The 19,915-nt window shown below is 62.1% G+C and carries 19 protein-coding genes; 16 read left to right on the forward strand and 3 right to left on the reverse strand.

All coding sequences use genetic code 11. From position 1 onward, the window contains the following. A partial coding sequence (locus tag VGV07_RS03745) for a GH36 C-terminal domain-containing protein (protein WP_326867350.1) occupies positions 1–367 on the forward strand: 367 nt, incomplete at its 5' end. A 172-nt stretch (positions 368–539) separates the two neighbouring features. Here VGV07_RS03745 and VGV07_RS03750 read toward each other — a convergent pair. Next, positions 540–1,721 (reverse strand): tyrosine-type recombinase/integrase, encoded by a 1,182-nt coding sequence (locus VGV07_RS03750; RefSeq protein WP_326867351.1) that lies wholly within the window; start codon positions 1,719–1,721, stop codon positions 540–542. A gap of 502 nt (positions 1,722–2,223) precedes the next feature. Next, positions 2,224–2,913, reverse strand: a complete 690-nt coding sequence (locus VGV07_RS03755) for a FadR/GntR family transcriptional regulator (protein ID WP_326867352.1) — start codon at positions 2,911–2,913, stop codon at positions 2,224–2,226. Positions 2,914–3,011: 98 nt separating this feature from the next. Between VGV07_RS03755 and VGV07_RS03760 the strand changes: the two genes are divergently transcribed. From VGV07_RS03760 to VGV07_RS03830, 15 genes are all read left to right on the forward strand, one after another. Then, on the forward strand, positions 3,012–4,073 hold the full coding sequence (locus VGV07_RS03760) for a sugar ABC transporter substrate-binding protein (RefSeq protein ID WP_326867353.1): 1,062 nt from the start codon (positions 3,012–3,014) through the stop codon (positions 4,071–4,073). A 27-nt stretch (positions 4,074–4,100) separates the two neighbouring features. After that, entirely contained in the window at positions 4,101–5,600 is a 1,500-nt protein-coding gene (locus tag VGV07_RS03765; RefSeq protein WP_326867354.1) for a sugar ABC transporter ATP-binding protein, read from the forward strand. A 23-nt stretch (positions 5,601–5,623) separates the two neighbouring features. Next, complete coding sequence (locus VGV07_RS03770) at positions 5,624–6,604, forward strand: ABC transporter permease (RefSeq protein ID WP_326867355.1); 981 nt, start codon at positions 5,624–5,626, stop codon at positions 6,602–6,604. Positions 6,605–6,660: 56 nt separating this feature from the next. Beyond that, on the forward strand, positions 6,661–7,356 hold the full coding sequence (locus tag VGV07_RS03775) for an RraA family protein (protein ID WP_326867356.1): 696 nt from the start codon (positions 6,661–6,663) through the stop codon (positions 7,354–7,356). Between the two features lie 41 nt (positions 7,357–7,397). Beyond that, the gene (locus VGV07_RS03780; protein WP_326867357.1) at positions 7,398–8,099 is read left to right on the forward strand and encodes an SDR family oxidoreductase; all 702 of its coding nucleotides are present in this window, start codon (positions 7,398–7,400) and stop codon (positions 8,097–8,099) included. A 9-nt stretch (positions 8,100–8,108) separates the two neighbouring features. Beyond that, positions 8,109–8,966: a fumarylacetoacetate hydrolase family protein gene (locus VGV07_RS03785; RefSeq protein WP_326867358.1), complete on the forward strand. Its 858-nt coding sequence runs from the start codon at positions 8,109–8,111 to the stop codon at positions 8,964–8,966. Then, the gene (locus tag VGV07_RS03790; RefSeq protein WP_326867359.1) at positions 8,963–9,985 is read left to right on the forward strand and encodes an aminoglycoside phosphotransferase family protein; all 1,023 of its coding nucleotides are present in this window, start codon (positions 8,963–8,965) and stop codon (positions 9,983–9,985) included. Before VGV07_RS03785 ends, VGV07_RS03790 begins: the two co-directional genes overlap by 4 nt. Beyond that, positions 9,982–11,319: a phosphopyruvate hydratase gene (gene eno, locus VGV07_RS03795; protein WP_326867360.1), complete on the forward strand. Its 1,338-nt coding sequence runs from the start codon at positions 9,982–9,984 to the stop codon at positions 11,317–11,319. Before VGV07_RS03790 ends, eno begins: the two co-directional genes overlap by 4 nt. Continuing rightward, positions 11,306–12,112 carry an SDR family NAD(P)-dependent oxidoreductase gene (locus VGV07_RS03800; protein ID WP_326867361.1) on the forward strand — a complete coding sequence of 269 codons (807 nt, stop codon included), beginning with the start codon at positions 11,306–11,308 and terminating at the stop codon, positions 12,110–12,112. The genes eno and VGV07_RS03800 overlap by 14 nt, the downstream gene beginning before the upstream one ends. Positions 12,113–12,121: 9 nt before the next feature. Next, the gene (locus VGV07_RS03805; protein WP_326867362.1) at positions 12,122–13,222 is read left to right on the forward strand and encodes a mannonate dehydratase; all 1,101 of its coding nucleotides are present in this window, start codon (positions 12,122–12,124) and stop codon (positions 13,220–13,222) included. Between the two features lie 10 nt (positions 13,223–13,232). Continuing rightward, positions 13,233–14,132 carry an SMP-30/gluconolactonase/LRE family protein gene (locus VGV07_RS03810; RefSeq protein WP_326867363.1) on the forward strand — a complete coding sequence of 300 codons (900 nt, stop codon included), beginning with the start codon at positions 13,233–13,235 and terminating at the stop codon, positions 14,130–14,132. Between the two features lie 361 nt (positions 14,133–14,493). Next, complete coding sequence (locus VGV07_RS03815; RefSeq protein WP_326867364.1) at positions 14,494–15,159, forward strand: hypothetical protein; 666 nt, start codon at positions 14,494–14,496, stop codon at positions 15,157–15,159. A gap of 874 nt (positions 15,160–16,033) precedes the next feature. After that, positions 16,034–17,353, forward strand: a complete 1,320-nt coding sequence (locus VGV07_RS03820; RefSeq protein ID WP_326867365.1) for an ABC transporter substrate-binding protein — start codon at positions 16,034–16,036, stop codon at positions 17,351–17,353. Between the two features lie 94 nt (positions 17,354–17,447). Next, the gene (locus tag VGV07_RS03825; protein ID WP_326867366.1) at positions 17,448–18,365 is read left to right on the forward strand and encodes a sugar ABC transporter permease; all 918 of its coding nucleotides are present in this window, start codon (positions 17,448–17,450) and stop codon (positions 18,363–18,365) included. After that, positions 18,365–19,246, forward strand: coding sequence for a carbohydrate ABC transporter permease (locus VGV07_RS03830; protein ID WP_326867367.1), 882 nt, complete (start codon positions 18,365–18,367; stop codon positions 19,244–19,246). The genes VGV07_RS03825 and VGV07_RS03830 overlap by 1 nt, the downstream gene beginning before the upstream one ends. Before the next feature lie 302 nt (positions 19,247–19,548). Here VGV07_RS03830 and VGV07_RS03835 read toward each other — a convergent pair. Beyond that, a partial coding sequence (locus tag VGV07_RS03835) for a GH36 C-terminal domain-containing protein (RefSeq protein WP_326867368.1) occupies positions 19,549–19,915 on the reverse strand: 367 nt, incomplete at its 5' end.

Here is a 19,915-nt window from a genome sequence, read left to right on the forward strand (position 1 = left end):
TGACCTGGCGCAGTGGTCAGAGGCGGAGTGCAGCGCTGCTACCCAGCACATCGCCCGCTACAAGTCGCTTCGGCACGTGATCACACGTGGCGACCTTTACCGCCTGGCCCCGCCCACGCATGGCTCAATCAGCGGTTTCATCTATGTGGCCAAGGATAAGTCCGAGGCCGTCCTGTTCATCCATCGAGGATTCCGCGAGCGGGTAACCGACAACGAGTCACTTCTTATCGACGGACTCGATCCGACCTCCGTCTACATCGTCGAGGGTCACGACACGGCGATGAGCGGTCGGGCGTGGGCACGCATCGGCTATCAGCCTGCGCTAAAGAATCTTGAAGGCGCCATGCTGCATGTGCGGCGACAATAGTCGGTCTCGGCGGACGCCTAGCGTCCGGTGCGAAGCGGAGCAGGCTCGACCGTTGTCGAGGCAAAAGGCAGCGAATTGCGTGTCGCAATCCTGATGGCCGCCAAGCCGCCTGGAGGAAGCGGGCAACCAGTTCGTGACATGAGCGGTGTCTGCTTTTGGCGCAAGCAGCCCCTCATACCCGGCAGAACTTCGCCCATGCCTCCATCAGCTCCCGACGCTTGTCGAGGAAGTCGGTCCGCAAATATGCCAGTTCGACAGCATCTCCGGACGCATGCGCGAGGCAGGCCTCGACGATCTCCCGCGGGTAGTCGGTCTGCTCCCGCGCCCAGGTTGAGAACGACGACCGAAAGCCGTGCACGGTGGCGCCGTCTTCGCGCAGCCCACGCAACAGCATCAGCATGGCGAGATTGCTGAGCGCCCTGCCGGTGCGCGGGTTGGGGAATACATGCTTGGTGTCACGGGGAAGCTTTTTCAGCAGGTCGACGGCTCGCTGGGACAGCGGCACCCGATGCTCGCGTCCGGCCTTCATCCGCTCCGCCGGGATGGTCCACAGCTTGTTGTCCAGGTCGATCTCATTCCACGTCGCGCCGATGGTCTCGCCCGTCCGCGCGCCGGTGAGGATCGTGAAGACAAGGGCCTTGGCACTGATGCTGTCATTGGAGATCAGCTGCTTCATCAGCGCCGGCACCTCGGCATAGGGTACCGCCTTGTGGTGCTCGATCCTCTGCACCTTGGAGATCGCCGGCAGCAGGTGGCTGAGTGCACCGTTCCATGCCGCGGGGTTGTCGCCGGTGCGGAACTTCATCGCCGTCGCCCAGCCGAGCACCTTCTCGATGCGTCCACGCAGACGGCTCGCGGTCTCGGGCTTGGTCGACCAGATCGGCTTCAGGATCTTGAGCACATCCTCGACCACGATCTGGTCGACCGGCTTCTTGCCGATGACCGGTCCGGCGTAGGTCCTGAGCGTACTCTCCCATTGCTCGATATGCTTCTCGTTCTTCCATCCGGCCCGATGGGCCTCGATGTACTTGTCGGCGCAGTCGGCGAACGTCGGGGCCTTGGTGCGGGGCTTGGCAGCAATGGCGACTTGCTCGCGCTCTGCCATGGGGTCGCCGCCCTTGCGCACCTGTACGCGCAGCACGGCCGCTTCGTCGCGAGCCTCGGTCAACGACTTGTCCGCTACCGCGCCAAGTCCCATCCACTGGTTCTCGCCGGCCCGGCTGTAGCGGAACAGCCAGCTTCGAGTCCCCTGCGCCGCTCTGATCTGCATGTACAATGACGGCGCGACCCAATGCACGCCATCCGCCGTGAGGGCGGAGACCTGGGCGGCTGTGAGCGCGCGATGCTGAGACATGAGGAACTGGTGCCGTTGTTGTGGGCGGACCATCGCTCCACCCAGATCAACAGTCCAGTCCGACCGCCGACAACGGACAGACGATCGGACAGACGGTTGAGCAAACCGTGTCTGCCGCAGGGACCGGGGAGTTTTGTTGCTACGGCTCCCAGTCGACGTCAGTGGCCTCCGCCAAGGTGCTGGGAACGCTGGGCAATAGTGGCGCTGCTACGCGGGGTTAGCAACATCCTAAGCCACTGATCAGACAGGAGGAATGGCGGAGAGGGAGTCAGGACGTAGCAGGCTGTTCCTGCGGCTCTCCGGGCATGATGCTCCGCGGACAGACAGGCGGACAGACGACTGCGTTCCCGCCGCCCTGCCCCGCTTGAGGTAGTGATCGCACCTGTGTCTAGAAGGCGCCGGTCCACGGTATTTTTCTGCCGCTCGGCGAAGCTGCAAGCCATTGAAAATCAAGAGACAGTTCGAACGATCGTCCCGTTCAGTGCGTCCTCAACCACCGCGGCTATCCCAGAGTTTCCTTCAGTTGTTTGAGGGCCTGGAGCCCTGATCGAATGTGCTTGGTCATCGCGGCCTTGGCGAGTTCTGCATCCTGAGACGCTATCGCCTGAGCGATTTCCCGATGCTCCGATAGTGCCGTCTCCCTCGCCGACGGAACAGCTCCAGTCGCCTTTCTTGCACTCGCCAGCACGTCGGAGAGTGGCGAAAGTAGCGTTGCCAGAACGGGGTTGCCGGAAGCTGCGGCGATTGCGCTATGGAACTCAAGGTCGGCCTCCCAGATGGGCAGCCCGCGATCGTAGTTGGTTTGATAGTGCGCTTGAGCCAGCTCGATCGCCTCAAGGTCCTTCTTAGATCGTCTCGCGGCCGCCAACTCTGCGCAACCAACCTCTAGGTACAATCTTGCCTCGTAGAGGTCCCAGACGGATCGCTCGCTGAGCAGGAGTGAAAGCGACGCCGACGGCAGCGCGGTCGATCCTACCCCGGAGACGATGGTTGCCCCAATGCGCGGACGTACCTGTAGAACCCCAAGCGCCACCAGACTCGCCATGGCCTCACGGATCGAGTTCCGACCGACGCCGAAGCTTTGCATCATCTCGTGAACCGGCGGCAGCTTGTCACCAACCCCTAGTTTTTGCTCACGAATTTGCTCAAGCACCCTGTCAATCACCACTTGGCTTAGTCGTCGGGAATCCATGAAGCACCTACCCTGATTGACAAGCGCCACTCTCCAGCGCTACGAATGATCCCATTGGTGGGATGAATGGAACCATTCCCATGTGAACGGAGGAACATATGAACGTCAAGTCGATTGCCATGCCAGTGGCCATGGGACTGTTTTCACTGTTTGGTTTACAGGGCAGCCTCGCCGCCACCGCTGTGCAGAATGCACCGAGCGCCGGAACCCCTGCCGCAGACGTGGCCGCCGATCTGGGATTCGGCAACCCAACCCCGGCTCTTTGCGCCGGCAAAACCTACACGATTGGCTACGACGTGTTCTCCGACGTGCAGGAGTTCGCCGCCGCCATGACAGGTGACATGAAGGCGGTCGCGTCCGCGCTCGGCTGTGTCGAATTCGTAGTCCTGACTGACAACGTCGATCCCGCCACTGCCCTCTCCAACGTCAAGACTTTCGTTGAGCGCAAGGTCGACGGTGTCGTGCTGTTCCAGGTCGTTGCCTCGGCGCAGAAGGGTATCATGGATACACTTGACGCTGCAGGGATCCCTGCAATTGCCGTGGCCGTCCCGGCGCCAGGCGCACCATTCATGAGCATCGAAGACCAGGAGTCCGGCCGCATCGCTGGGCGCAACCTGGCAGATAGTCTGGTTGCCGCCGGCAAGGCCGATACTGCTGTACTTCTCTTGGGCGAGTTCCCCGCTGGTGGAGATGCGGTTCTTGCCCGTGCAAACGGCGTGCTCGAGGGGCTGCGCGAGAAGCTCCCCAACTTCCCCGACAGTCAGGTGGTCCGCGTCGACGGTGGTGCTTCAGCAGATAGCGGCTACACGGCCGCAATCAGTGTCCTGAGCAAGCTGCCGGCGGATTCGGCCATCGCCGTCACGGCGGTCAATGACGACGTGGTAGCCGGTCTCGCCCGCGCCCTTCAAACCAATGGCCGGACTGAGAATGTTTATGTCGCCGGTATGGGCGTAGTGGCCCCGAGCGGTGCCAAGTTCGTCTGCGCTTCGCCCCTCTACGTCGGTGGCGTCGCCTTTTACCCCGAGAACTGGGGCAAATACATCGTGCCGGCAATCCTAGCCAAGATTCAGGGCAAGGACCTACCGGAAGTTACCTACCTGCCCCAGCAGTGGGCCAGCAAGGCAGATGTCGTCGCGGCCTACCCCGACACCTGCAAGTAACTCCCCAGCCTCATTAGGTGACCTGTGATGTCAATCGCCCCCGCGTTGGAAGCTATCAACATTGCGAAGCGCTACGGCGGCATCCAGGCACTTGATGGGGTTAGTTTGCGTGTTCTCCCCGGGCAGATCATCGCCCTGCTCGGGGAGAACGGAGCCGGCAAGTCGACCTTGATGAAAATTGCCACCGGACTCGAACGCCCTGACTCGGGTGAACTCAAAGTCGACGGCGAGTCGGTTCATCTAGCCAACGTGGTCGACGCGCACCGGCGGGGTATTAGCCTGGTCCCGCAGGAGCTGACGCTTTGTGACGACATGTCCGTCGCAGAGAACATCGAACTGGGAAACATGGTTTCGAGGCGTGGCGTGCTCGATCGGCTTGCCACCGAAAAGTCGGCCGGCAAAAAGCTCGCATTTCTTGGTGCTGAGCTAGACGGATCAACGCCCGTCCATGACCTGACACTAGCCGAACGGGCTTTTGTGCAGATTGCCCGGGCGCTCGCCAGTGGAACCCGCGTCATCGTTCTGGATGAACCCACAGCGGCACTTAGTGGTGACGAGGCCGCGCAGGTGGTTAGTGCGGTCAAGTCCCTGGCTTCGAACGGCGTCGGAGTGATCTACATCTCGCACCGGTTGGAGGAGGTATACCACCTCGCCGACGAGATAGTGGTCATGCGGGATGGTCGTGTTGCGCGATCGTTCCAAGGACCAGACTTCGACAAGCGAGCAGTTGTCTCCGCGATGGTCGGTGCACTCTCGTCGGGGGACTCCGAGCGATCTCTCGTAGATGGCCCCGTGGTGCTCCGGGCGACACGTCTCGCCGGTCGCAACCTTGCTGACTTCAGCGTTGAAGTTCGTGCCGGCGAAATCGTCGCCGTGTATGGCGTCCTCGGCTCCGGTCGCGAGGAGGTCGCTGGCTGCATCGTCGGCGCAAGCGAGTTCTCGAATGGATCGGTGACAGTAGAAGGCCAGCCGGTCCGGCTCTCAGGCGGGATGCGGGCGGCGAAGGCGGCCGGCATGGGGTACGTGCCCGCCGAACGGCGAAGCCAAGGTCTCGTGCTGGATCAAAACGTCGAGTTCAACACTACGCTTGCAATGCTGCCGCAGCTCACAACCCTGCTGGCGTTCAATCGCAGCAAGGCGACAACGCTGACGACCTCACTGTGCAGCGAATTAAGTATCAAGGGAACACCAACAAGCGTGATTGGCACTCTTAGCGGCGGCAACCAGCAAAAGGTTCTCGTCGCTCGTTGGCTCGCCGCTGGCGTGCGTGTGTTGATCATGGACGAGCCTACGCGAGGCGTCGATGTCGGCGCGAAGGCCGAAATGTACAAGACGATCCGCGACCAGGCGGCCAAGGGCACAGCGATCCTGATCTGCTCGTCGGACCTCGAGGAGATCTGCGCGATCTCCGATCGCGTGATCGTCATGCGTGACGGCCGGGTGGCCGCCGAAATCCTGCATCCGCAAGAAATTGAAGTGGCGGTAGCCGCGGCCTCGCATCGACCGACGCTGAGCGAGCCATCATGAACCCCGTAGCCGAAGGAACGCAGATGTCCACTGACACCCCCGCAACGGTGCGTCCCAACATGCCTGGCAAGCGCTTCAGCCTTCTGCTGCGCGCCAGACGGCAAGGACTGCTTGTCGTGCTGATCATTGTAGTCGCCTACTTCAGCTTCGCGAGCCCATACTTCCTGTCGCAGAGCAACCTGCTCAACATCGGGGCGCTCTCGGCCGCTCTTGGTATTATGGCGCTATCGCAGACCTTCCTGGTCATCTCCCGAGGAATCGACATCTCGGTTGGCAGTGTGGTGGCGCTCTCGGGAGTCCTTTTCGGTGTGCTCCTGGGGCAGGGAGTCGACATCTGGATCGCGGCGATTGGCGGCCTTGCCGTTGGCGCAGCCGTGGGCGCGGCAAACGGCCTGCTCGTCGTCCGCCTGAAGGTCGATCCACTGGTTGCCACGCTTGGAACGCTGTCGATCTTTGGCGGCCTCGCCTACATGATCTCCGGTTCGCAAACGCTCTTTATCGACGACCCTGCATTCAGTTTCCTGGGAACGGGACGGGTGTTCGGTGTCCCATTCCAGTTGCTCCTCTTCCTGGTCCTTTTCGGTGTGTTTCTGTTCGTCGAGCGGCGGGCTACGATTGGTCGCAACATCTACGCCACCGGTGGCAATCTCGAAGCCGCCCGGCTCGCCGGACTGCGTGTCGACCTCACCCGCTTCCTCCTCTACGTCGTGAGCGGGCTTTCCGCCGCGGTGTCGGGGCTGATCCTCACCTCGCAGTTGAGCGCGACCTCAGCTCAGGTTGGCGCACCATACCTCCTCTCCGTCGTCACCGCCGTCATCCTCGGCGGGGCGTCATTGGCCGGAGGTCGAGGCACGGTCGTCGGGACCCTCATCGCGGTCAGTATTCTCGGCGTCCTGCAAAATGGGTTCGCCCTGTTGGGCCTCTCCTCGTTTGCCCAGCAAGTTGCTCTCGGCACGCTCCTCATCATCGCCGTCCTCCTCGATCAAGTCGGCAAGCGAAGGTAGGTCGGGGGTCATCTCGACCCCGCCCCTCTCCCCAATCATCATTTGAAAGGTTACTCATGAACGCGTCATTCGCAGACGACTCAGAACTCTTCGCTGCCGTGCGGGGCAGGTTGTTTACCGCCGTTGTCGGCGACATCCTCGACACCATGGGCCTGTTGAAGCAGTTCCTGCCGCCGCGGATCAAACCACTGCGCGACGACATGGTGACGATCGGAAGGGCCATGCCCGTCCTCGAAGCAGACTTCTTTGGGGTGAGCGTCGCGGGCGGACATTCCGAACTTACCGCAAAGCCATTCGGCCTGGTGTTCGAGGCACTCGATAGCCTCAAGCCGAACGAAGTCTACGTCTGCACCGGCTCGTCGCCCAGCTATGCGCTCTGGGGCGAACTGATGTCGTCACGTGCCCTCCACCTCAAGGCCGCGGGCGCCGTCTGCGACGGCTACTGCCGCGACAGCGCCGGCATTCTCAAGCTCGACTACCCGACCTTCTGCTATGGGTCGTACGCTCAGGACCAGGGCCCGCGCGGCAAGGTCGTCGACTACGGCATTCCCATTGAGATCGGCGGGATCCGGATACGTCCAGGCGACATCATGTTCGGTGACCGTGACGGCGTGCTGGTCGTCCCTCGTGAAGCCGAGCAGGAGGCCTTCGCCCGCGCCTTCGAAAAGGTCACCACCGAGAACAAGGTTCGCGAGGCGATCGACAAGGGTATGAGTACGGTCGAGGCATTCGAAACCTTCGGTGTGATGTGAGCGCCGCCAACCCCGGCCGACTGGCGGGCAAGAGTGCGGTTGTGACCGCCGCCGCCCAGGGTATCGGCCGCGCCATCGCCGAGCGTCTGGCAGCCGAGGGCGCCGATGTCCTAGCACTCGATTTGAACGCCGAACGGCTGGAGGAGTTGAGCGGGCCGCGCTTCACGACGATTGCGGTCGATGCGACGGATCCGTCGGCGGTAGCCCGCGTATTGGCGGGGTATCGGTGCGATGTCCTCGCGCAATGCGTGGGTTGGGTGCACCAGGGCAACCTTGCCGCCACGAGCTACGATGATTGGCAGCGCTCTTTCCGGATCAATGTGGACTCCGCGTTCCATGTGATTTCCAACGTACTCCCCGGCATGCTCAGCGCCGGGTCTGGAAGCGTCGTCGTGATCGCATCGGCCGCGTCCTCCGTGGGTGGATTTCCGAACCGCGTCGCCTACGGGGCTTCGAAGGCCTCTCTCATCGGCATGGTCAAGGCCCTGGCCGCCGACCACGTCAAGGATGGCGTCCGGTTCAACGCGATATGCCCCGGCACGATCCAGTCACCCTCGCTGGACGAGCGGATCAACAGCAATGCCGATCCGGTCGCAGCCAAGGCCGCCTTCATCGCCCGCCAGCCGATGGGCCGGCTCGGTCAACCTGACGAAGTAGCGGCCCTCGCCGCTTACCTCGCCGCCGACGAAAGCGCCTTCATGACCGGCTCGGTCGTGGTGCTCGACGGCGGAGCCACCAACTAGGACGAAAACATGAGATACCTACGGTACGGCGAGAAAGGCGCGGAGCGTCCAGCGGCGCTGACCGCCGACGGCACGATCCACGACATCTCCAGCATCGTCCCCGACATTGCGCCAGAAACGATCTCAAAGCTCGCCGGGGCAACCACCGTCGACCTCGCGTCGCTGCCTGTCGTCCAACCGGGCGCACGTATCGGGGCCTGCGTAGCGCGCCCGGGCAAATTCATCTGCATCGGCCTCAACTATGCCGACCATGCCGCCGAGACGGGTGCTCCAATTCCCGAAGAGCCGATCATCTTCATGAAGGCTGTCACCGCGGTGACGGGGCCGAACGACGACGTCTACATTCCACCCGGCTCGCTGAAGACGGACTGGGAAGTAGAACTCGGCATCGTCGTCGGGGAACGCGCGTCGCATGTGTCGATCGAAGACGCCGAGCGCTACATTCTCGGCTACTGCCTCATCAACGATGTCTCGGAACGTCACTACCAGGTCGAGCGCGGCGGCACCTGGGACAAGGGCAAGGGTTACGACACGTTTGGTCCCATCGGACCGTGGCTGGTGACCAAGGACGAGATCGCGGATCCGCACGACCTTGACATGTGGCTCGAGGTCGATGGACACCGGTTCCAGAACGGCAGCACCCGCACCATGATCTTCGGTGTCTACGAACTGGTAAGCTACGTAAGCCAGTTCATGACGCTGATGCCCGGTGACATCATCAGCACCGGCACCCCGCCGGGCGTTGGCCTCGGACAGAAGCCACCGGTATTCCTCCGTGCTGGCCAAACCATGCGGCTCGGCATCGATCACCTGGGTGAGCAGCTACAGCGGACCGTGGCGTCCCCGCTGGCGGGAACTGCGGCATGACCCTAGACGCTCGGCAGGCAACCATAGCGGGGCTGCGACAACTCGGGCTTGTCGAGGCCAATGCGCCAGTCGACCTGGTGCCGCTTACGGGCGGCGTTGCATCCGACATCTGGGTCGTGCAGAGCGGGCCACGACGGTTTGTGGTCAAGCGTGCTCTGGAAAAGCTGCGAGTTGCGGCGGATTGGCGCGCGCCGGTGAGCCGCAATGCGTCCGAGGTCGCTTGGCTGAAGTTCGCTACCTCGGCAGCACCGAATGCCGTGCCTCGCGTACTCGCGCACAGTCCCGAACTCGGCTTCTTCGCGATGGACTTTCTGGACCCTCCGACCCACCCGGTCTGGAAGCAGGAACTTAGGGCGGGCAGAGTCGACCCCTCGTTCGCGCGCAAGGTGGGAACAACCCTCGCCGCAATTCATGCAAGCACCGCCGACCTGCTCACCATCGCCGGCGAGTTCAATGATGATGCGCTCTTCCGTGCCCTGAGGATCGAGCCGTATCTCGAGTTCACCGCATCCCGTCATCCCGAGATTGCCGAGCCGCTGCTTGCGCTGGGAGCGCGGACGCTCGCGACGCATCGGTCGCTTGTACATGGCGACATCTCGCCAAAGAATATTCTGGCCGGCCCGACTGGGCCGGTGTTCCTCGACGCGGAATGCGCATGGTACGGCGACCCGGCGTTCGATCTCGCCTTCTGTCTGAATCATCTGCTTCTCAAATGCCTGTGGACCCCAGCGGCCGCCTCGGGCTTTCTCGCCGGCTTCGACGCCCTGGCGGAAGGCTATCTGCAGAACGTCCGCTGGGAAGAGGCCCCGGCCCTGGAAGCGCGCGCGGCGGCGCTGCTTCCGGCCCTGCTTCTTGCCCGCATCGATGGCAAGTCCCCCGTCGAGTATCTCACCGATGAAGAGACCAAGTCCTTCGTCCGACGGTTTGCCGTGCCGTTCATCAAAGGCTCGCCGCGAGACCTTGCGACCATTCGCAGCGCGTGGGCCCAGTCACTCGTCGAACTCGGAGTACTCGCATGAGGCACCTCATCAAGCAGATCGTGGGGCGTCGCGTGTGGGACTCCCGCGGTCGTCCCACCGTTGAGGCCGAGGTCATCCTGGAGAGTGGAGCCCGCGGCAGGGCAATCGCGCCTGCGGGCGCCTCGACGGGCTCCGGCGAGGCCCTCGACATGCGGGATGGAGGCCAACATCTTGGCGGATACGACGTTGCGCGAGCCGTCAGCAACGTCAATGGCGAGATCGCGGCTATGCTCATCGGCATGGACGCCGCCGACCAGCAAGCCGTTGACGGGGCGCTGATCGCTCTCGACGGCACGCCGCAGAAATCGCGACTCGGCGGCAACTCCATTATCGCGGTTTCGATGGCCGTGCTGCACGCAGCGGCCGCTGCCTCCGGCCAACCGATCTGGCGCTACCTGGCGAATGGTGCACCGGTACGGATCCCGGTCCCGGAGATCCAGATCTTCGGCGGTGGCGCACATGCTGGGCGTCGCGTCGATATTCAGGACTTTCTCGTCGTATGCCCCTCGGCACGCAGCTTCGACGAAGTGATGGAGCGCACTGCAAATGTCTATCGCGCGGCCGGGAACCTGCTCGCCGAGCAGGACCGCCGCTACGGTGTAGCCGACGAGGGGGGCTGGTGGCCCGCGTTCGACACCAACGAGGAGGCGCTGGACCTTCTGGTACGATCCATTGAGCGGGCCGGCTACATACCCGGCGACGATGTGTGGATTGCTCTCGACGTTGCCGCCTCGGAGTTCGGCCGGAACGGCCGCTACACCCTCGGCCTCGAGAAGCGCGAGCTGGATCGGGATGCCTTGGGCGAGATGCTTGTCGACTGGGTCACTCGCTACCCGATTCTGTCTGTCGAGGATCCTTTCGCCGAGGACGACAAGATGGGCTTCCAGGCATTCGTCGCGGCTGTCGGTCACCGTGTTCAGGTCGTTGGAGATGACCTGTTGGTCACCGACGCCGCCCGCGTCGAGGAAGCTGCACGCGACCGTCTCGCCACTTGTGTTCTGATCAAGCCCAACCAGGCCGGAACGGTCACGGAGACCCACGCCGCCCTGTTGAAAGCACAGGAGCTTGGCCTGGGCGCGATCGTCTCGGCTCGCTCCGGCGAGAGCGAGGATACGACCATCGCGCACCTTGCCGTTGGATGGAATGCAGGCCAGTTCAAGGTCGGTTCCATTACGCGTTCCGAGCGTATGGCAAAGTGGAACGAGATCCTGCGCATTGAGGAGAGTCTGGGCTACGACGCATTCGCGGGGCCGGGTGCGCTCGCGTTTTCTCCCAAAGTGTCAAAGTCAACAGAACAGCTGCGGAGGGGGGCAGAGCAGGATGGCGATGCTTAACGCAACACCACAGGAATTCTCGGGCAAAGCTGCACTCGTTACGGGCACTTCCGGCATAGGTCTCGCATGTGCGATCCGCATAGCTTCAGCGGGTGGCAAGGTTCTCGCCTGCGGCAACGATCACGCGGCCAACGCGACGTTCAATGACATCGCCAAGGACCGTCAGCTCGACATGCGTGCGTGCAGAATCGACGTCTCACAGGAAGTGGAAGTCCGAGACGCCGTGCGTGAAGCGGTTGATCGCTTCGACGGCCTGGACATCATCGTCAACTCTGCGGCGATCCATCCTTTCGGCACGGTCGCGACGACGACCTCGGAAACGTGGGCACGCTGCATGTCGGTCAACGTTGGGTCGATCCACCTGACGGCGCTCGTCGGTATCCCGCACATGGTGCGAAGAGGCGGCGGAGCCATCGTCAACATCTCGTCCGTGCAGGGGCACAACTGCCAGCAGAACGTCGCGGCCTATGTTGCAACCAAGGGGGCTATCCACGCCCTGACACGTGCCATGGCTCTCGATCATGCCGACCAGCGCATCCGGGTGAACTCCGTGAGCCCGGGATCTGTACGCACTCCGCTCCTATCGCTGGCTGCACGAACTTACGGTGGCGAGGGAGTTTCGGAGGAAGAGGCCTTTCAGCGTTTCGGAGCCGCGCATCCGATTGGCCGCATCGGCGAACCTGAAGAGGTGGCCGAACTGGTCGCATTCCTCGCATCAGATCGTGCCGGCTTCATCACAGGTAGTGATTTCCGCATCGACGGTGGGCTGACCGCCGGCATCGGGGTCAAATAGGAGGGGATCATGAAGATCGGACTTGGGCTCTACCGGGAGCAACTAACGCCGGAAAATTTCGCATTCGCCAAACAGGCCGGCGCGACGCATATCGTCGCTCACCTGACCAATTATTTCAAAGGTGCCGATCCGACCATCAGCTCCGGCAGTAGCGACGCCGGGTGGGGCGACTGTTCGGATGACACGCTCTGGAACTTCGACGAGATGTCCGCGCTCGTCGCGAATGTACGCGCGGCTGGCCTCGAACTTGCCGCCATCGAGAACTTCTCTCCGAAGTTCTGGTACGACATCCTTCTCGACGGGCCCGAGCGTGATCGTCAGATGGATGGTCTAAAGCAGTTGGTACGCGACGCTGGTCGGGCGGGTGTCCCTTGCATCGGCTACAACTTCTCGCTCGCCGGAGTTTACGGTTGGACCCGAGGTCCCTATGCGCGGGGCAACGCGGACTCGGTCGGATTTGGCATGGAGCCGGTCGATCAATCGCTACCGTTGCCGGACGGCGTGGTCTGGAACATGCGCTATCGGCGACCCATTGCCGGTGCTGCCGCGGTGTCGGCCGACACCAATCAAATGTGGGATCGCCTGAGCCGTTTCCTCGTCGAGCTGGTTCCTGTCGCGGAGGAAGTCGGAGTCGTCCTCGCGGCCCACCCCGACGACCCGCCGGCGGAACAGTTGCGTGGTACGGCTCGGCTGGTGAACCGACCCGAAAAGTTCGACCGGCTGATGGGGATCGTGAACTCGCCCGCCAATGGGCTCGAACTCTGCCTCGGCACTCTCCAGGAAATGCCCGGGGGTGACATCTACGAGCACGTTCGGCGCTTCGCCCGGTCCGGGCGTATCGGATACATCCACTTCCGCAACGTCAAGGGCAAGGTCCCCCACTACTACGAGGCGTTCGTCGATGAAGGCGATATCGACATGGCGGAGATCGTTCGCATCCTTCGGGATGAGAATTATCAAGGCGTGCTGATCCCCGATCACACGCCTGCCATGTCCTGCCAATCGCCGTGGCACGCCGGAAAAGCCTATGCGCTTGGCTACATGAAGGCTTTGGTGAAGAACGCCGATGCCCTTGGAGCATCGTGGTCGTTGGCAGCCGCCGCCGAATAGGAGCTTAGAGATGTCCCATTCTGAAGTCGTCTGTGTGGCCCCTGTGGGCGATCGGTGTGGTGAGGCGGCGGTGTGGTCCCACCAGGAAAACGCCATCTACTGGGTCGATGTCATGCGCTTTCTGGTGCATCGGCTGGACTGCGCCAGCGGGTCAGTTCGCTCCTGGCATTTCATGGAGCCGGTTGTAGCGCTGGCCCTAACGTCCGACCCGGATCGGATGCTCGTCGCGCTGGCTTCGAAGCTAGTCTACTGGTGGCCAAAGACCGACGTCCGACGCGATCATGGATTCAGTATCGAGGGGTATCCTGAGGTGCGTCTCAACGACGGTCGGGCCGATCCGATTGGCAATTTCTGGCTCGGCTCGATGAAGAACAATCTCGATACCGACGCCGAGCTCAAAGAAGGCGGAAAAGGCCACGGCGTGCTCTTCCGGGTTGCCTCGGATGGGTCGGTCAGCCGCTGGCGCGACGGCCTGGGCATCTCCAATACCCTTTGCTGGAGTCCCGCGGGGGATCGCTTCTACTTTGGCGATACGCTGGAGAACGAATTGTATGAGTATGACTTCGCGAGCGCCGACGCCTCCGTACGCAACGAGCGCAGCTATTTTGCTGGTTTCGACCGCGGCCTGCCGGACGGCTCTTCGATCGACTCGGAAGGCTATGTCTGGAACTGCCGTTTTGGCGGAGGATGCATTGTACGCGTCAGTCCCCTGGGCCAGGTAGATCGCGTCGTCGAAATGCCGGTCCAAAACGTTACGACCTGCACCTTTGGTGGGCCCGACCTGAAAACCCTGTTCGTTACCTCCGCGTCGATCGTGTCGCCGCGAGGCAACCGGCTAGCTGGCAGTCTCTTCTCGATGCAGGTCGATGTCCCTGGGATGGCCGAGAACCGATACCTGCTGGATGAGTAACCTGGACAGGCGGAGCCAATTGACTGAGCGTCGTGCTGTAGCCTGGGCTCACGGCTGCTTTGCTGTCCAATCGTTGGGCGGCATGATGGGTCCTGCCACCTTTGTATTGCCAGATGGCCGTCAGGTCAGTCCCTTACATATTGCTTCCTGGGGCACCGATCCCGGGCGGGCGGGTTTGCCCGGGGTACTGCGCGAGTTGCGCGGCGAATGGCCGTGCGTACCGTTCGGGACAGATGCCATTCGCGACCTGCCGTCGGCTTGGACACCATCAGGGCCGACGTTCGCGGGAGCGGACGTTCCACATGGCTTTGGCTCTAATCATCACTGGCGATACGCTGATGCCCCAGAGGGCAGTGTCGAGATGGTGCTCGACTATCCAGAAGACCATCCAGTGCAGCGCTTGCATCGACGAATCGTCGCCGACCCTGCCGCGCCAGCCCTGGACTTCGAGCTTGAGATCCAAGTCCGACAAGCCTGCCGCTTGCCCATTGGACTGCACCCAACATTCCGCCTGCAGCCAGGAGATGACCTACATCTCGAGCCCGGTTCGTATGATCATGTTCGCACGTTTCCTGGGACGGTCGAAGCGGGCGCCTCCTTGTTCCTGCCAGATGAGCGCTTCGACAGGCTAGATCGGGCGCCCACGCGCTCCGGCGGAACCCTCGATGCTACCCGACTGCCGCTTGATCAGGACGTCGAAGATCTGTTGCAGTTGGTCGGGACCGGTGGTCACGTCGGTTTGCACTTCGGGCGCGAAGGCTACGTCGCTCGCCTTTCCTGGCAGCCCGAACACTTCCCGAGTCTCCTGTTTTGGTTCAGCAACCGTGGTCGTGCGGCCTTTCCTTGGAACGGCAAGCACCTCGCCCTGGGGGTTGAACCGATCTGCTCGGCCTTCGATCTTGGTCCGGCTATTTCGACCGCCAGCAACCCAATTGCGGAATCTGGTTTCCCGACGGCAATCGAACTCGATCCCAGCTCGCCATTCATCACCCGCTATCGCCTTGAAGTTAGCAGCAGAACCACATGAGCATTCCCATTATCAGGATCAAAACTAACCAGCCCGTGCCGGTTGATTCAGTGGTCATATCTATCCTGGAACGGACCGATCAACGCGTAGCGGTGGTCGGTCGATACGTGAACGGACCGGGTGGTGCTGGGTGGGTGGAGAGCGAGTCAACGGATGTGGCGGGTGCGATCGAGGCAGCATCTGCCGAGGCGGGTACTCAACGTGATGGTGTGGTTTTCGTTTACTTTAGCAATACTGGCATCTGGGATCCGAAGTGGGGCGAATGGACCTGGCTAAGGCGCTCGCATCCCCAACGAGCTGCTTGGAGCACCTCCGTTCGTCCCAGTTGAGGGCATCTCAATGTCCGCTTTTGACGGTGAGGCCCAACTGATCGCTGTAACACGCTCAGCGAACCTCTCCGCTGGATGCCCGGATGGCACTGAGGATCTGGGTCGGGTCCGGTAATAGGCCTTGGCACGCGCCGCTCCTGTTACCATCTCGGCCGAAAAGGCCCGAACCAGCGGCGTCTAGTCGTGCGGGTCGAGCAGGGCGGCTGGATGACGGCGTCGTTTCCAGACGGGTCGTGCCGCCATAGGGGTCAAGCCCAGTTGAAATCAACCTCCGCGTTCGCGGCATCTGGTTGTACCGGTAGAGCGACAGGCGTCGTTCCAAGCTCAGCTGCCAAGGGCCACGATTGCGATCACCTCTCGCGCCGCCGGGCTCCGATCACATTCGTGCAAGCACCGTCGATGATTGCTGGCTGAGACGTCGAGACTCCGTGGGCGCCCCTGCCTCAATTGACATCGCAAATCTGCTACGTTACCAATCATCCCATTGATAGGATGAATGGAACAATACGCCATCTGAATGGATGGAGTATGTGGAGGAGGAACCAATGAACGATATGACGAACAAGGGCTCTGGATGGTCGCGCCGTCGGGTGCTGACAACTGCTGCCGGCGGCCTTGCCCTGGCCGCTGCCAGCGGCTTTCCGATGCCGGCGATCGCACAGACCAAGAAGCTCACCTATTGGGGTGGCATGATCCTGTCGGACGTGGCGAACAAGATGCTCGTCGACACGATCACTGCCTGGGGTGCCGCCAACGGCATCGAGACCGAAGTGGTGATGATCAATCAGAACGAGACCACGCAGAGAGTATCGGCGGCGGTTTCTTCCAACACCATGCCGGATGCGCTCGACGTCGGCCTCGACCTGCTGCTGCTGCTGTCGCGGCAGAACCAGTTCGTTCTTATCGATGAGCTCTACAAGAAGGTCGGCGAGGCCCAGGGCGGCTGGTTTGAAGGGCTGGATCGCGCAGCAGATACGTCTGCCCTTGCCGGCGGCCGCACCGGTCTACCGTTCGGCATCAGCGGTAACCTGCTCCTCCGTCGTAAGGACCTGCTGGAGCCCGCCGGCTTCGCCGAACCCCCCGCTACCTGGGAAGAGTTGGTCACTCAGGCGACTGCCGTCGACGCTTCGCCGGTTTCCGGGCTTGGTCTCGCACTTTCCAACGTTGCCGACGGGAACGTGCAGATGAGCGTGCTGCAGTCTTATGGCGGCCGTATCGCCGACGACGCAGGCAAGAAAGTCACCATCAAGTCCGAAGAAACCCGGACCTACCTGACCTGGCTGAAGGACGCCTGGGACAAGGGGGTGTTCCCTCCGGGCAACACGACCTGGGACGGCGGAGGCGACAACCAGGCCTATCTCTCTGGACAGGCTGCCTTCATCGCCAATACCGGCTCGGTCGGCATTGCTGCCAGCAAGGACGATCCGGAACTGTTCGAAGCGAGCGCCTTCTCACCGCTCCCGGCCGGTCCTAAAGGTCAGATTACCCCAATCACCCCGCAGGCGCGTGCCATCACCAAGGGGAGCGTCGTGCAGGACGAAGCCAAGGCGTTGCTCGAGCACCTCTCCAACCCCGAGTTCATGAATGCCTACTTCAACGTGGCGATCTATGGCCCAGTTCTGAAGAACCAGGAGCAGCTTCAGGCGTTTGACGGTACCAACAGCATCCTCACGGGCCTTCTCGGTCTCGCCAAGGCGGGCACGGCGCCGGCCTATCCGGACATCTACAACGCAGCCTATGCGGACGTGTCGTCGAACTTCATCGTCCCCAAGATGGCGCAGCGCGTTGTGATCGACAGCTGGGACTTCGACAAGGCGATGGACGAGGCCCAGTCGTCGGCTCAGGCGATCTACGACAAGTACTGACCCATAATTCCTCCCAACTGCCGCGGATGGCTCAGCGTCATCCGCGGACTTGTTCGGAGCACAACACGCCGACCTGTGTGAGGACTAGAGCGCAATGGCGATCGCCACTCGAACGGATGACACTCAAAACCGCTGGCGACTACCGAACGGCTTTAGAGTCAAGATCTTCGCCTACGCCCTCGTCGCCCCGGTGGTGCTGTTAATCCTCGGGCTCGTCGCATACCCATTCCTGTTCGCCATCTACGTGTCGTTCACCGACCAAGTGGTCGGCAGCGTCGGCAACTTCATCGGCTTCAAGAACTTCGAATACCTCGCCGGCACCGCAACGTTCTGGAGCGCCATCTGGAACACCATCGTCCTTGTGTTGGTATCGGACGCACTGAAGCTCTTCATCGGCCTCGGCCTGGCGCTGCTGGTGCACCAGAATCTCCCCGGGCGCGGCCTGTTCCGCTCGTTCCTGATGCTGCCCTGGGCGATGCCCGCCTTCGTCGCCTTCCTCATCTGGCGCGTGCTGTATCAGCCGATCGGCGGCGGCATTAATCTCATTCTGACGCAGACCGGGCTTTACCCACAAGTGATCGACTGGCTCGGCCAACGCTCAACCGCGATGGGCTCAGTGATAGTTGCGTCGGTGTGGCGCGGCTTCCCATTCTGGTTCGTCTCCATCCTCGCGGCGCTGCAATCGGTGCCCAAAGAGCTGCACGAGGCAGCCGTCGTTGATGGCGCCAACATATGGCAGCGCTTCTGGACAGTGACCGTGCCGGGCATTTTGCCGGTCGTCATCATCACGATGGTCCTGAGTTCGATATGGACCGCCAATGCCTTCGAGCATGTCTGGCTGCTCACCGCCGGTGGTCCGTCCGACGCAACAATGGTGTTCCCGGTGCTGGCCTATTTCGGCATGCAGACGCAGCGCATCGGCGAGGCGGCAGCCGTCTCCGTCTACATGCTGCCGGTACTCGCTATCCTCGTGCTGTTCGCCACTTCGCTGATGATGCGGAAGGAAGACTGATGGCCCTCGCCATGACCAACTTTGTTGCCTCAGCCAAAGCGCCCACGAAAGCGCAACGCCGTCTCTGGACCGGCCGAGTCGTCACCTATGTCGTGTTGATCGTCGCGGTGCTGCTTGTGCTGCTGCCGATCTACTGGATGATCATCACCTCGCTGAAGCTGCCGCGCGAGATTTACCGCGTGCCCTCGCTGTGGCCGAAGACCCTTACCCTCGACAATTTTTCGAAGCTCCTTGCTGACGGCAATTTCGTTCTCGCCATCCGCAACAGCTTTATCGTCTCAACCACCGTCACCTTGATCTCGGTGACCATCTCGTCCTTCGCCGCCTATTCGATGGTGCGGTTCCGCTACCGCTTCCGCGGGCTGTTCGGCCGGCTTATCCTCTTCGCCTATCTGACGCCTGGCTCTCTGTTGTTCATCCCGTTGTCGATCGTCATGGCGCAGCTGCACCTCGGCAATTCGCTGGTCGGGCTGGTGCTGGTGTACCTCACCTTCTCGCTACCGCTCTCGACCTGGCTGCTGCAGAGCTATTTCCGCGGCGTCCCCCGTGAGCTCGAGGAACAGGGGATGATCGATGGGCTGACCCGGTTCGGTGCGCTGATCCGCATCGTGTTGCCGTTGTCGGCACCGGGCATCGCCGCGGTTGCCATCTTCACCTTCACCGGCGCCTGGAACGAGTTGCTGTTCGCGCTGGTCCTCATCGCGTCCGAAAGCCAGCGCACGGCACCGCTGGCGCTTAACTATCTCATCACGAGCGACGCCCTGCCCTGGGGGCCGTTGATGGCTGGTGCTGTCATCTCCTCTGTGCCGCTGATGGTCCTCTATTTCGTTGCCCAGCGTTTCATGGTCGCCGGCATGACCGAGGGAGCGGTCAAAGGCTGAAGCCCATAGTCAACATCCCCGATGCCAGAGCGCTTCACAGCACAGCACCATCCGCGTTCCAGCATTTGCGGTGCGTCGGCGGGGTACCCGACCTCGAAGACAACATGGCATCGCGAGCAGGCACAGTTGACTGTCCGCCTTACGCCAGAAGCTGTCGTTTGGGTGCTGGCGTCCGGCGGGGATTGTCTTGTCGTCAGTGGTACCAAGATAGTAGTTCGGCAGGCCTTCCAGCTGCGGGCAACGACCTTACCAGGTGTGGCGCCTTTGCGCAGTTGTGTGCCAGCGATGCCCGGCGAGATGCTCTAGCGTCGCTGCACATGCAGCACGGCGCCCTCAAGGTTCTTCAGCACAGGCTGGTAGCCGATGCGTGCCCACGCCCGTCCGCTCATCGCCACGTCCTGGCCCTCGATCGTATAGACAGCAGACGGCTCGAGCCCATCGATGCGAAGTGTCTCGTTGTCGGTCGCCCGCTCGCGGAATCCCCGATGGACGAACAGGACGGCCTCCGACTTATCCTTGGCCACATAAATGAAACCGCTGATTGAGCCATGCGTGGGCGGGGCCAGGCGGTAAAGGTCGCCACGTGTGATCACGTGCCGAAGCGACTTGTAGCGGGCGATGTGCTGGGTAGCAGCGCTGCACTCCGCCTCTGACCACTGCGCCAGGTCA

The organism is Devosia sp. (assembly GCF_035944845.1).
Classification (GTDB): domain Bacteria; phylum Pseudomonadota; class Alphaproteobacteria; order Rhizobiales; family Devosiaceae; genus Devosia_A.